A 13,085-nucleotide genomic window follows, 5' to 3' on the forward strand; every position below is an offset into this window, starting at 1 on the left:
AGCGTCGGGCCTAGTGCTTGAACTTCGCGGCGGCGTCGGGATCGATGTCCACGTACTCCCACCAGTTCAGCCAGAACTGCGGCCGGCGGAAGCCGATCAGCTGCGGCTGCGCGATGTCGGTGATGAAGCGGTGGCCGCGGTACTTGTAGGGCATGTAGGCCGTCGCGTAGCGCTTGGTCTCGTCGAAGACCTTCATGCGCTCCGGCCCGTCGGGCAGGTGCGAGGCTTCGTCGTAGAGCTTGTCGACGGCCGGCAGCCGGAATCGCGCGTAGTTCTGCGCACCGATCTGGCCGCTGTACATGCGCGCCAGCGAGTCCTGCCCATCGGGCTTGGACGCCGACGTCCCCAGCGACCAGATCTGGTACTTGCCGGCGCGCAGCGACTTGAGGTTCTCCGGCCATTGCGCCGTCTTGAAGGCGATGCGCAGGCCGATCGCGTTCAGGTTCTTCTGGACGATCTCGTCGATCTGGCGCTGGAACTGGTCGGGCGTGGTCAGGCTCTCCAGCAGCAGCGGGCTGCCGTCGGGCTTGTCGCGCCAGCCGTCGCCGTCCTTGTCGACGTAGCCGTAGAGGTCCAGCAGCGCCTTCGCGCGCGCCGGATCGAAGGTGCTCATGTCGCTCTTGAAGGCCGGGTCGTAGCCGGTCGTGCCCGGCATGTACAGCGACTGCGCCAGCATCGCCTGACCGCGGCGCACCAGCGTCAGCTCGCGCTGCGTGTCGATGGCCAGCGCGATCGCGCGCCGCAGCGCGATCTTCTCCGGTGTGTAGCCGCCGACGACGGGATCCTCCATGTTGAACACGGTGAACAGCACGTCCGACGCCACGGTCCGGTACGCGTGCTTGCCCTGCTTCTCCAGGTTGGGCGCGATCTTGCCGTTGGGCATCGCCTGGTTGATGAAGTCCTCGGGCGTGCGCTCGATGAAGTCGTACTCGCCGTTCAGGAAGGACAGCCAGCGGGGCTGGTTCTCCTGGATGATGCTCACCTCGATGCGGTCCACCATCGGCAGCCGCCGGCCCTTGAAGCGCGCCTTGAGGGCCTGGCCTTCGGCGTCGTCGGGCGCGGTATCCACTTCCTGGTCGTAGAAGCGCTCGCGGTAGAGCGGGTTGCGTTCCAGCACGATCAGCGAGCTGCGACGCCACTGCTTGAGCACGAACGGCCCCGTGCCCACCGGATGCGCCATGGAATCGCCCGGATAGGCCTCGATCACCTCGCGCGCGACGGCGCCGTACAGGTCGCCCTGCGCGAAGACCTCCATCAGGCGCGGCCGCGTCTCCTTCGACTTGAACTGCAGCGTGTAGCGGTCCAGCGCGCGCAGGCCCTCGATGGGCTTGTCGTAGTCGAAGGGCTTGCCGGACTTGCGGACCTGCTCGTGGTACTCGTTCAGGCCGACCAGCTCGAGCTCCTCGACCTCGCTCCAGGCCGGCGACGCGACGGCCGGATCGGCGAAGCGCTTGATCGCGTAGACGTAGTCCTCGGCGCTCAGCTCGCGCGGCTTGCCCTTGAACGCGGGATCGTCGGCGAAGCGGATGCCCGGACGCAGCTTCACCGTCCAGACCTTGAAGTCGTCGGAGGTCTCCGGCATCGCCGCCGCGGTCAGCGGCTTCATGCGCGCGGGACGCGCCAGCTGGTCGTAGGTGTAGAGCCCTTCGAACACGTGGGGCGTGATCGACCGCGAGTAGATGTCGGTGATCTTCGCGGGATCGAAGCCCGTCTCCGCGACGCGGAAGGCGTAGCGCAGGACCTTGGGCGCGGAGGCCGAAGAGGCCGCGCCTGCCGGCGCGCTGGCGCCGTCCGCCGCATGACCGGCATTCGCGCCGGCTATCGCCAGCGCGGACGCGAGGAGTGCCCCGCGCAGGATCGAAGGGAAGCGTCGGGCGCGGAGCATCGTCATGGGCGGCGGCGTGGCGTCAGTGCTTCTTCGCGTTGGCCTTGGCCAGCGCGTCGGTGTCGATGTCGACGTACGAATAGAAGTCGCGCTGGTAGAGGTTCTTGTCGTAGCCGATCACCCAGGGCTGCGTCATGTCGGTGAAGATGCGGTGCACATGGACCTTGTAGGGCATGTACGCGATCATCAGGCGCTGGGCCTTGTCCATCACGGCCAGTCGCTCGGCGCCGTCGGGCATGCCGTGCTGCTGGCGGTACAGCGCGTTGAACTCCGGCAGGTCGAAGCGCGCCTTGTTGGACTGCCCCTTGCTGCCGACGTAGCCCAGGCCGAGGAAGTTCTCGCCGTCGGGCACGTCCGCGCTCCAGCCCATGCCCCACATCTGCAGCTTGCCGGCGTTAGCGGCCTTGAGGTTCTCCGGCCACTTCGCGAGCTTGAAGCGGATGCGCACGTTGATCGCATCCATGTTCTTCTGCCACAGCTCGGCCAGCTGGCGGTTCTGGCCGTCGGGCTGGGTCGCGTACTCCAGCACCAGCGGGCTGCCGTCGGGCAGGTCGCGCCAGCCGTCGCCATCCTTGTCGACGTAGCCGTACAGGTCCAGCAGCGCCTTGGCGCGCGCGCGGTCGAACTGGCTCATCTCCGACTTGAAGCCCTTGTCGTAGCCGGTCACGCCCGGCGAGATGATCCCCTGCGCCGGGATCGCCTGGCCGCGGCGCGGCAGGCGGATCTCCTGGTCCAGGTCGACGCCCAGCGCGATCGCGCGGCGCAGCGCGATCTTCTCCGGCGTGTAGCCGCCGACGACCGGGTCCTCCATGTTGAAGTAGGAGATCGCGACGTCCGCGCGCTCATAGCGCACCGCCTTCACGCCTTCCTTCACCAGGTTGGGCGCGAGCTTGTTCTGCGGCATGCCGACCGGCGCGAACTCGGCCGGCAGGTCGTCGAGCATGTCGAATTCCCTGCGCAGGAAGGACAGCCAGCGCGGCTGGCTTTCCTCGATCACGGCGATCTCGACGCGGTCGACCAGCGGCAGCTTGCGGCCTTGCAGGCGGCGCACGGCATCGGCCAGTTCCGGCTTCGCGGTGGCGGCGTCCTCGTGATAACGCTCGTCGCGATAGTTGGGATTCTTCTCCAGCACGATGCGCGACGAGCGGCGCCATTCGCCCAGCTTCCAGGCGCCCGTGCCGACGGGGTGCTCCATGATCTTGTCGCCGTAGAACTCGACGACCTCGCGCGCCACGATGCCCACCATCGGATCGGCGAAGTGCAGCAGCAGGCGCGGATCGCTGTTGGCCACGCGCATCTCGACCGTGTAGCGGTCCAGCGCGCGCAGGCCGTCGACGGGGCGGTCGTAGTCGAACGGCGTCTTGTTCTTCAGCGACTCGGCGCGCACCTCGGACAGGCCCAGGATCTTCGCGCCTTCGAAGCGGTACAGATGGCCGCTCTTCACGCGCGGGTCGTAGTGGCGCTTGATCGTGTAGATCAGGTCCTCGGCGACGAGCTCGCGCGGCTTGCCCTTGAACGCCGGGTCGTCGCTGAACAGCACGCCGCGCTTGAGCTTGAACACGAAGCGGCGCGCGTCGTCGCTGACCTCGGGCATGCCGTCGGTGACGGCGGGTTCGAGGCGATAGGGCCGGCCCAGGTAGCTGTAGCGCAGCGGGGCGTCGAAGATGCCCGCGGTCACGTTGCGCGAGTACAGGTCGGTGACCTGCGCGGGATCGAAGCCGGTCTCGGCGGCGCGGATCGCGTAGCGCAGCACCTTGGGAGCGGCCGGCGTGGGATCGTCGGCAGCCTCGACGCGATCGGGGACCGCGCTGAGGGATGCCGAAAGTAAGAGCGCCAGGAACCCCGTCCCGGCCAAGCCGCGTCGCATCAAGATGCAGTCCTCAAATTCGAAAGCGCGCCAGTCTAGTGGGCGATGTCCGCGCCCGCCATGCCAACAACCCCGAGAGCTTCCACGCGAGGGCGAGCAGGGGCGCATTGCGGATGAACACACCTGCTTCGACGAGGGTCCATCATCAGTTTTCTTCGATGGATTCAGGGCAAATGCCGGTGCGGGGCCTGCAGGCGCTCACGTAGACTCGCGCGTGATTTTTCGACCCGCAGGCCCCGGCCGTCACAAGCGTCCGGGGTTTGTCTTTATCGGTCGCCGGGTTCGACATCGGGCTTGGCGGCGCTTGCTTGGAGTCCCGCGCGTATGGCGGCCTATCTCATCAGGCGCCTGTGGCAAATGATCCCCACCTTGCTGGGTGTCGTGCTGCTGGTGTTCTTCCTCTTCAAATGGTTTGGCGGTGATCCCGCCGAAGTGCTGGGCGGCCTGAACGCCAGCCAGGACCAGATCGAGGCCATCCGCGATCAGCTCGGGCTGAACAAGCCGGTGTGGGAACAGCTGTGGATCTTCCTGCAGCAGATCGTCACCTTCGACTGGGGCAAGAGCTGGGCGACCAACGAGTCCGTGGCCAACCTCTTCGCCACGCGCATGCCGGCCACGCTGACGGTGATGCTGCCGATCCTGGTGCTCGAGGTGATCCTGGCGATCCCCTTCGCGCTGGCCGTCGCCTACATGCGCGGCAGCCTCACGGACCGCGCGGTGATGATCCTCACGACGGTCGCGGTGTCCATCTCGCTGCTGGTCTACGTGATCGTGGCGCAGTACTTCTTCGCCTTCCGCCTGGGCTGGTTCCCGGTGCAGGGCTGGAGCGATTCGCTGTGGACCAACCTCACGACCTATGCGCCGCTGCCGGTGCTGGTCGCGGTGGCCGTCGCGCTGTCGCCGTACACGCGGCTGTACCGCACCTTCTTCCTTGACGAGATCGGCCACGAGTACGTCCGCACCGCGCGCGCCAAGGGCATGACCGAGAAGACCATCCTGCTCAAGCACGTGCTGCGCAACGCGATGATCCCGATCATGACCAACATCTCGGTGGCGCTGCCGGGGGTGTTCGTCGGCTCCTTCCTGCTGGAAGTGTTCTTCTCCATCCCCGGCCTGGGCCGCGAGATCCTGCTGGCGGTGAACCGCAACGACTATCCGGTGATCCAGGCCTTCGCGATCTACATCGCGGCGCTGACGATGGTGGTCAACCTGATCACCGACCTTCTCTACAAGCTGGTTGACCCGCGGGTGGTGTTGAAATGAGCGCAGTGCTGCCCACCCCCACCGTGGCCGTGAAGCCCCAGCGCTCGCGCGGCGTCTGGTACGCCTCGTGGCGGCGTCTGAAGTCCGACAAGCTCGGCATGTTCGCGATGGTCGTCGTCGCGTTGTCGCTGCTGCTGGTGCTGGCCGCCGGCCTGGGCCTGGTGGCCCGCGACTGGCAGAAGGAAACCGGCGTGCCCAACGCGCCGCCGACCTTCGTCGGCCCCGCGCCGGCCGAAAGCGCCGGCGCCATCGTGCAGCCCAAGGGCCCGAACGTCGACCTCAGCGACATCGACCCGCTCGCGCCCAAGTACGCCGAGTGGACCGAGAAGGCCAAGCAGTACAAGACCGACGAGGCGCCGCGCGCCGAGACCCTGCCCTTCGGCGGCGACCGCCTGGGCCGCGACGTGCTGGCCAAGGCGATCAAGGGCGCCGAGATCTCCATCATGGTCGGCGTCCTGGCCGCGCTGGTGGCCACGCTCATCGGCACCGTGCTGGGCGCGCTGTCGGGCTTCTACGGCGGCAAGGTCGGCGACTTCCTGGAGTGGGTCTACAACGTCTTCACGGCGATGCCCAACATCCTGCTGATCTTCGCCTTCGCGGTCGTCTTCGGCCGCGGCGTGCTGCCGGTGGTGATGATCCTGGGCCTGGCGGGCTGGACCGGCATCTACCGTCTGGTGCGCGCCGAGTTCATGAAGCACTCGGTGCGGGAATACGTCCGCAGCGCCGAGGCCATCGGCGCGAGCAAGAGCTCGCGCATGTTCAAGCACATCCTGCCCAACGTCTCGCACGTCGCGCTGGTGCAGCTCTCGCTGCACGTGGTGGGCTTCATCAAGAGCGAGGTCATCCTGTCCTACCTGGGCCTGGGCGTCAGCGTGGACCAGGTGTCCTGGGGCACGATGCTGGCCGAGGCGCAGAGCGAGCTGATCCTGGGCTACTGGTGGCAGCTGGCCGCGGTGACCGGCTTCATGGCGGTGTTCGTCACGGCGTTCGCCCTCTTCACGGATGCGCTGCGCGACGCGCTCGATCCCAAACTGCGCGGTCTGGAGTAACGCCATGCTGTTGAGCATTCAAGACCTGAAGGTCGCCTTCCGCATGGGCAAGGTCGACGGCGCCATGCAGCGCCAGCTGGCCGTCAAGGGCGTCAGCTTCGACATCCCCGAGAACCGCACGGTGGCGCTGGTGGGCGAGTCGGGCTCGGGCAAGAGCGTGACGGCGATGTCCATCCTCAACCTGCTGCCCGACAACGCCGAGCGCACCGGCGCGATCCTGTTCCAGGGCCGCGACCTGCTGAAGACCTCGCTGCGCGAACTGCAGTCGGTGCGCGGGCGCGAGATCGCCTGCGTGTTCCAGGATCCGATGAGTTCCTTGAACCCGGTGTTCCCGGTCGCGGACCAGATCATGGAGCCGCTGATCAAGCACCTGGGCATGAGCCGGCGCCAGGCGCTGGTGCGCGCCGAGGAGCTGCTCAACGAGGTCGGCATTCCCGACCCCAAGCGGCGCCTGAAGAGTTATCCGCACGAGATGTCCGGCGGCCAGCAGCAGCGCGTGATGATCGCGGTGGCGCTGGCCTGCAGCCCCAAGCTGCTGATCGCCGACGAGCCGACCACGGCGCTGGACGTCACCATCCAGCGCCAGGTGATGGAGCTGCTCGCCCGCCTGAAGGAATCGCACCGGATGAGCATGCTGTTCATCTCGCACGACCTGGGCGTGGTGGGCGAGATCGCCGACCACGTCGTCGTCATGCGTCATGGCGAGGTCCGTGAGCAGGCGCCGGTGGCGGACATCTTCCACCACCCGCAGGACGCCTACACGAAGGCGCTGCTGGCCTGCCGGCCGTCGCTGACGGAGAACCCGGCGCGGCTGATGGTCATCGACGACCACATCGCCGGCCGTCTGGTGTCCGAGGGCACGGGCAAGGCGAAGGATCCGAATGCGCCGGTGATCCTCGAGGTCAAGGGTCTGAAGAAGAGCTTCTTCTTCAAGTCGGGCCTCTTCAGCAAGACCGAGTTCAAGGCGGTCAAGGGTGTCGACTTCCAGCTGCGCAAGGGTCACACGCTGGGCGTGGTGGGCGAGTCCGGCTCGGGCAAGACGACGATGGGCCTGACGCTGCTGCGGCTGCACGAGCCCACCGGCGGCGAGGTGCTCTTCGAAGGCCAGGACCTGCTGAAGATGAACGGCCCGGACTGGCAGAAGATGCGTCGCCGGATCCAGGTCGTCTTCCAGAACCCGTATGCCTCGCTGAATCCGCGCTTCACGATCGCGCAGACGCTGCTGGAGCCGATGGAGATCCACGGCATCGGCAAGAGCCACGATGAGCGCATGGCCACGGCCAGCGCGTTGCTGAAGAAGGTCGGGCTGGACGAGTCGGCGCTGCACAAGTATCCGCACGAGTTCTCCGGCGGCCAGCGCCAGCGCATCGCCATCGCGCGCTGCCTGACGCTGCAGCCGGAAGTGCTGGTGCTGGACGAGGCCGTCTCGGCGCTGGACGTCTCGGTCCAAGCCCAGGTGCTGAACCTGCTGAAGGATCTGCAGGACGAATTCGGCCTGAGCTACATCTTCATCAGCCATGACCTGGCGGTGGTGAAGTTCATCTCCGACGAGGTCCTGGTCATGCAGCACGGCGACGTCGTCGAGCAGGCCGATGCCCGCGCGCTGCTGGCAGCACCCAAGCAGGAGTACACCAAGCGTCTACTCGGTGCCGTCCCGCGCGGATATCAAGGCACCGAGCCGACAGCCAGCGTCGCCTGAGCCGGCCGACTGGGGCCCCTTTTCGGAGGTCAAGGAGGGAATTCGTCTGCCGGGAGGCAGACGAAGGAGGGACATGGAGAAAAGGGGCCCCAGTCGGGCGGCTCCCGCTCGGTCCCTCGCCCCTCGCCACCTCGCCCGCCCCCGAATGCACCAAAACCGAACTTTCCACAAGCGCGAAGACTAGGCCCCTCGCTCACGCGGGACGACCTCCTGCTCCCTGCTCCAGCGATGGCTAGAATGGCCAGCAAGTTTTGTGCCGTCAGGATCCCCCCATGTCGCTTCGCCGCCCTTTGCTGTTGTCGACCGCGCTCGCGCTGGCCTTGGCCGCGCCTTTGTCGCAGGCCGCGAAGGACGACCGCGCCAAGCCCCTGAACCTGGTCTTCGATCGTGAAGGCGCGATCGACAAGGTCAAGCAGCGGTCCGAGTTCAACGGCAACGTGATCATGACCAAGGGCTCGATGGAGCTGCGCGCCGACCGGATGGATGTCCAGGAGACCAGCGACGGCTACTACCAGGCCTACGCCAACGGGACCTCCGCCAAGCAGGTGCATTTTCGCCAGGATCGTGACACCCCCGGCGAGCGCATCGAAGGCCGCGCCGACCAGATCGAATACGACACCCGAACCGAGACCATCCGCCTGGTCGGCAACGCCGAAGCGCGGGTGATGCAGGGCGACCAGCTGAAGCAGGCGCTCTCCGGCGCCACGCTGAACTACGACAACCGCACCGAACGCCTGATCGTCGAGACCGGCGCCGGTTCGCCGCATCCGAGCGGCCGCGGCCGTGTCGTGCTGATGCCGCGCAACGCAGCGAGCGAACCGCCGCCCGCCAGCAGCGCCCCGCTGCCGTTGCGCCCCAGCATCAACCTGACGCCTCGCCAGTCCCCCCAGCAATGACGGAAGCCCGCACGAACGCTCCCCGGAGCCGCCTCCAGGCCTGGGGGCTGCAGAAGTCTTACGGCGTCAGGAAGGTGGTCAAGGACGTCCACATCGACCTGCACAGCGGCGAGGTGATCGGCCTGCTCGGCCCGAACGGCGCCGGCAAGACGACCAGTTTCTACATGATCGTGGGCCTGGTCCGCGCCGATGCCGGCGAGATCCAGATCGACGGCCAGCCGGTGCAGACGATGCCCATCCACCAGCGCGCGCGCATGGGGCTGAGCTACCTGCCGCAGGAGGCGTCGATTTTCCGCAAGCTCAACGTCGAGGAGAACATCCGCGCCGTGCTGGAGCTGCAGCTCGACGAGAAGGGCAAGGCCTGGCCCTCGTCGCGCATCGACGCGGAGCTGGACAAGCTGCTCAACGAGCTGTCGATCGAGAAGCTGCGCGACACGCCCGCGCCGGCGCTGTCCGGCGGCGAGCGCCGCCGCGTCGAGATCGCCCGCGCGCTGGCCACGCAGCCGCGCTTCATCCTGCTGGACGAGCCCTTCGCCGGCGTCGACCCGATCGCGGTGCTGGAGATCCAGCGGATCATCCGCTTCCTGAAGCAGCGCGGCATCGGCGTGCTGATCACCGACCACAACGTGCGCGAGACGCTGGGCATCTGCGACCGCGCCTACATCATCAGCGAAGGGGCGGTGCTCGCCGAAGGCACGCCCCAGCACATCGTCGAGCATCAGGACGTGCGCAGGGTCTACCTCGGCGAACACTTCAAGATGTAAGGGCCGGGAGTCGACATGAGGCCGACGCTACAGGTTCGCCTGTCCCAGCATCTTGCGCTGACGCCTCAGCTGCAGCAGTCCATCCGTCTGTTGCAGTTGTCGACGCTGGAGCTCCACCAGGAGGTGGAGCAGATGCTCGCGAGCAACCCGCTGCTGGAGACCGACGAGGAATTCGACGCCCCGCTGCCAACCGCCACGCAGGAGCGTCTGACCGAGCGCGAGGAACGCGAGGAGCGCGTCGCGCAGACCGAGTCGGACGCGCCCGCCGGGGACACGCCCGCGGGCGATGAGATGCGTGCCGAGGAATTCGGCACCACCGAGCGCGACGACTGGGAGAACGGCACCGAGCGTGACGACTTCGACGGCATCCGCGAAACGCCGGGCAGCGCATCCTCCTCGTCCGGGGACGACGACGAGCGGCCCGAGACCGAAGCGCCCGACGAGTCGCTGCAGGACGTGCTGCGCGGACAGATCCCCGGCATGAACCTGAGCGCGGTGGATCGCGCGGCGCTGCTGGCGCTGATCGAATCGCTCAACGAAGACGGTTATCTCGAGGACCCGCTCGAGGAGTTGGTCGCCGCGATCCTCGGCGAGGACGCCGACCTGGAACAGCGCGAGGAGCTGCTGGACCGCTTCAAGGTCGCGCTCAAGTGGCTGCAGTCGATGGAGCCCGCCGGTGTCGGCGCGCGCGACCTCGGCGAGTGCCTGGAGCTGCAGCTGCGCACGCTGCCGCGCTCGCCCGAGCAGGCGCTGGCGATCGTGATCTGCCGTCGGCACCTGGACCTGCTCGCCAAGCGCGACTGGCGCCGGCTGATGTCGCTGACCGGCGCGGACGAGGAGCTGCTGCGCGACGCGCAATCGCTGATCGCCGGTCTCGAACCCAAGCCCGGTCGTCGCTATGCGCGCAGCGAGAACCGGCCCGTCATCCCCGACGTGATCGTGCAGAAGGCGGGGCGGAACTTCCGCGTCTCCATCAACCCGGACGTGCTGCCCAAGCTGCGCATCAACGATCTCTACGCGCAGGCGCTGCGCGCGACGCGCGGCGGCGTGAGCAACTCGCCGCTGGGCGGGCAGCTGCAGGAAGCGCGCTGGTTCATCAAGAACATCCAGCAGCGCTTCGACACGATCCAGCGCGTCAGCGAGGCCATCGTCGAGCGCCAGCGCGGTTTCTTCACGCACGGCGAGCTGGCGATGAAGCCGCTGGTGCTGCGCGAGATCGCGGACGAGCTGGGCTTGCACGAGTCGACGATCTCGCGCGTCACGACCGCCAAGTACATGGCGACGCCGTGGGGCACCTTCGAGCTGAAGTACTTCTTCGGGTCGAGCCTGTCGACCGAGGCCGGCGGCAATGCGTCCAGCACCGCCGTGCGCGCGCTGATCAAGCAGTTCATCGCGGCCGAAGACACCACCAGCCCGCTGTCCGACAGCCAGCTGTCGACGATGCTTGGCGAGCAGGGCATCACCGTGGCGCGACGCACCGTCGCGAAGTACCGCGAGGCGCTCAAGCTCGCACCGGCGAATCTGCGCAAGTCGCGCTGACGTCGCACTGCCACCGCCGCTGGCCCTCCCCCCTGCCCTCTCCCGCAAGCGGGAGAGGGAGTCAAGCCACAGTCGACGTCGGTGGGACAATCAGTTGCTTGATCCTCCCGGGCGCTTCGGCGCCCGATTCACGCTGCACGCACGATGTCCGATTCCGCCTATCACCTGTTCCTGCCCTGCGCCGCCGGCGTCGAAGACTGGCTGGAGGCGGAGGTGCGCGACATCCTCGGTCCGGACGAGTGTCTGCAGGGCCCGAAGGCCTTCCGCGGCGGCGTCGGCCTGTACGGCACGCTCGCGGCGGTGATGCGGCTCAACCTGCACAGCCGGCTCACGCAGCGCGTGCTGATCGAAGTCGCGCGCGAGGAGTACCGCCACGAGGACGACATCTACGCGATCGCGCGCACCGTCGACTGGACACGCTGGATCACGCCGCAGCAGACGCTGCGTGTGGACACGACGGCGCAGCGCTCGCCGCTGCACAGCCTGAACTTCGCGACGCTGCGGGTGAAGGATGCCGTCTGCGACATCCTGCGCGACGCGACCGGCGAGCGGCCCAGCGTCGACACGCGCTGGCCGGACCTGCCGCTGCAGCTGCATCTGACCGAGGACCTGGCGACGGTCTATGTCGACAGCTCGGGCGAATCGCTGTTCAAGCGCGGCTGGCGTGAGGACAAGGGCGACGCGCCGTTGAAGGAGACGCTGGCGGCGGCGATGCTGGCCGCGGCGGGCTGGAAGGGCACGCGGGAAGCCGGCGGCGCGCTGCACGACCCGTGCTGCGGCTCGGGCACGATCCCGGTGGAAGCGGCGACCATCGCCTGCAACATCGCGCCGGGCATCCAGCGTCGCTTCGCGTTCGAGAAGCTGAAGCCGTTCCAGACGCTGCTGCCGGTGTGGCGCACGATCAAGGAACAGGCGCGCGCGGCGGAGCGTCCGTCCGAGGTGCCGATCTTCGCGAGCGACGTGTCGTTCCGGATGGTCGACTTCGCGCGTCGCAACGCGGAGCGCGCCGGCGTGGCGCAGTACATCCAGTTCAACGGCGGCGATGCGCTCGAACGTCCGGCGCCGGCGCTGCCAGACGACATGCCCGGCACGCTGATGTTGAACCCGCCTTACGGCGAGCGAATCGAGGTGCGCGGCAAGGCCGGCACGCAGCGCATGGACGGCGGCGCGCTGTCGGAAGAGCGCGATGCGGGCGACGACTTCTTCCCGCGCCTCTCCGCGCATTGGAAGCGCGCCTACACGCAGCATCCGGCGGGATGGACTGCATGGCTGCTGTGCCCGGAAATGAAGTTGCCCAGCAAGATGCGACTCAAGGAGTCGCGCCGCATCCCGATGTGGAACGGACCGATCGAATGCCGGCTCTTCAAGTTCGATCTTGTCGCAGGATCGGCCCGCAAGCAGACCGTAGGGAACACTGACTCCGACGAGTAACTCCGCCGAAGGTGGGCCCCCTTGGTGGGGATAGGCCTCCCCCGACGATGCGATTTCTTTTCGAGGGAATGACCGAGATGATTCACGCAGATCTGGGACCCGAACTGGAGGCCATCGTGCTGAATCTGATCGAGAGCGGAAAGTATTCGTCGCGCACGCAGGTGCTGCGCGAGAGTGAGGAATTGGAGGGCTGGCGGGCAGCGAAGTTGCGCGCGCTGGATGACGAGCTCGCGCGTCGGCTGGCGTCACCACGCGATCAGTACATCCCCTTCGAGGACGCTCGCAGGACCATCCTCGCCGGCCTCGATCCCGAAGGCGACGTCAAAGCATGAATGTGTGCCTCCACGTGGAGGCGCAGTCGGATCTCCTGTCGATACGCGAATACATCGCCGCGAAGAACTCGCGACGGGCGAGCACCTTCGTCCGCGAGCTGCTCGACAAGATCGAGGGGCTGGCCCATATGGGCGAATCATTCCCGGTGATTGCCCGCTACGCCCGCTCAGGACTCCGCCGTCGGATCCACGGCAACTATCAGATCATCTATCGCGCGTTCGAAGAACAGGACACCGTAGACGTGCTCCATGTGCTCCATACATCCAGGGACAACGTCGCGTTCCTTGCTGCGTGGGAGTGACCTCTTCAAAGAACGGGCTTGGTCGCCCCGCCAACGAGTTCTTCGATGAGCTTCTGGC

At 67.2% G+C, this 13,085-nt stretch carries 11 protein-coding genes; 9 read left to right on the forward strand and 2 right to left on the reverse strand.

All coding sequences use genetic code 11. From position 1 onward, the window contains the following. Window positions 1-10 precede the first annotated feature (10 nt). Entirely contained in the window at window positions 11-1,891 is a 1,881-nt protein-coding gene (locus ACQ4L4_RS20180; protein ID WP_431100666.1) for an ABC transporter substrate-binding protein, read from the reverse strand. A 16-nt stretch (window positions 1,892-1,907) separates the two neighbouring features. Next, on the reverse strand, window positions 1,908-3,752 hold the full coding sequence (locus tag ACQ4L4_RS20185) for an ABC transporter substrate-binding protein (protein WP_431100667.1): 1,845 nt from the start codon (window positions 3,750-3,752) through the stop codon (window positions 1,908-1,910). A gap of 324 nt (window positions 3,753-4,076) precedes the next feature. On the opposite strand from ACQ4L4_RS20185, the gene ACQ4L4_RS20190 reads away from it, so the two are divergent. The 9 genes from ACQ4L4_RS20190 to ACQ4L4_RS20230 all read left to right on the forward strand — a co-directional run bounded on the left by ACQ4L4_RS20190 (window position 4,077) and on the right by ACQ4L4_RS20230 (window position 13,027). Then, on the forward strand, window positions 4,077-5,015 hold the full coding sequence (locus ACQ4L4_RS20190; protein WP_377159237.1) for an ABC transporter permease: 939 nt from the start codon (window positions 4,077-4,079) through the stop codon (window positions 5,013-5,015). Beyond that, on the forward strand, window positions 5,012-6,064 hold the full coding sequence (locus tag ACQ4L4_RS20195; protein ID WP_431100668.1) for an ABC transporter permease: 1,053 nt from the start codon (window positions 5,012-5,014) through the stop codon (window positions 6,062-6,064). Before ACQ4L4_RS20190 ends, ACQ4L4_RS20195 begins: the two co-directional genes overlap by 4 nt. 4 nt (window positions 6,065-6,068) lie before the next feature. Then, window positions 6,069-7,763, forward strand: coding sequence for an ABC transporter ATP-binding protein (locus ACQ4L4_RS20200; RefSeq protein ID WP_431100669.1), 1,695 nt, complete (start codon window positions 6,069-6,071; stop codon window positions 7,761-7,763). A 272-nt stretch (window positions 7,764-8,035) separates the two neighbouring features. Continuing rightward, window positions 8,036-8,659, forward strand: coding sequence for a lipopolysaccharide transport periplasmic protein LptA (gene lptA / locus ACQ4L4_RS20205; RefSeq protein ID WP_377159231.1), 624 nt, complete (start codon window positions 8,036-8,038; stop codon window positions 8,657-8,659). Continuing rightward, window positions 8,656-9,423, forward strand: coding sequence for an LPS export ABC transporter ATP-binding protein (gene lptB / locus ACQ4L4_RS20210; RefSeq protein WP_377159229.1), 768 nt, complete (start codon window positions 8,656-8,658; stop codon window positions 9,421-9,423). The genes lptA and lptB overlap by 4 nt, the downstream gene beginning before the upstream one ends. A gap of 15 nt (window positions 9,424-9,438) precedes the next feature. Further along, on the forward strand, window positions 9,439-10,962 hold the full coding sequence (locus ACQ4L4_RS20215; RefSeq protein WP_431100670.1) for an RNA polymerase factor sigma-54: 1,524 nt from the start codon (window positions 9,439-9,441) through the stop codon (window positions 10,960-10,962). Between the two features lie 144 nt (window positions 10,963-11,106). Then, window positions 11,107-12,393: a THUMP domain-containing class I SAM-dependent RNA methyltransferase gene (locus ACQ4L4_RS20220; protein ID WP_431100671.1), complete on the forward strand. Its 1,287-nt coding sequence runs from the start codon at window positions 11,107-11,109 to the stop codon at window positions 12,391-12,393. A gap of 68 nt (window positions 12,394-12,461) precedes the next feature. Beyond that, window positions 12,462-12,725 carry a type II toxin-antitoxin system ParD family antitoxin gene (locus ACQ4L4_RS20225; RefSeq protein ID WP_431100672.1) on the forward strand — a complete coding sequence of 88 codons (264 nt, stop codon included), beginning with the start codon at window positions 12,462-12,464 and terminating at the stop codon, window positions 12,723-12,725. Continuing rightward, window positions 12,722-13,027 carry a type II toxin-antitoxin system RelE/ParE family toxin gene (locus tag ACQ4L4_RS20230; RefSeq protein WP_431100673.1) on the forward strand — a complete coding sequence of 102 codons (306 nt, stop codon included), beginning with the start codon at window positions 12,722-12,724 and terminating at the stop codon, window positions 13,025-13,027. Before ACQ4L4_RS20225 ends, ACQ4L4_RS20230 begins: the two co-directional genes overlap by 4 nt. Window positions 13,028-13,085: the final 58 nt, after the last annotated feature.

It is taken from the genome of Roseateles noduli (genome assembly GCF_050626985.1).
GTDB classification, from domain to species: domain Bacteria; phylum Pseudomonadota; class Gammaproteobacteria; order Burkholderiales; family Burkholderiaceae_C; genus Roseateles; species Roseateles noduli_A.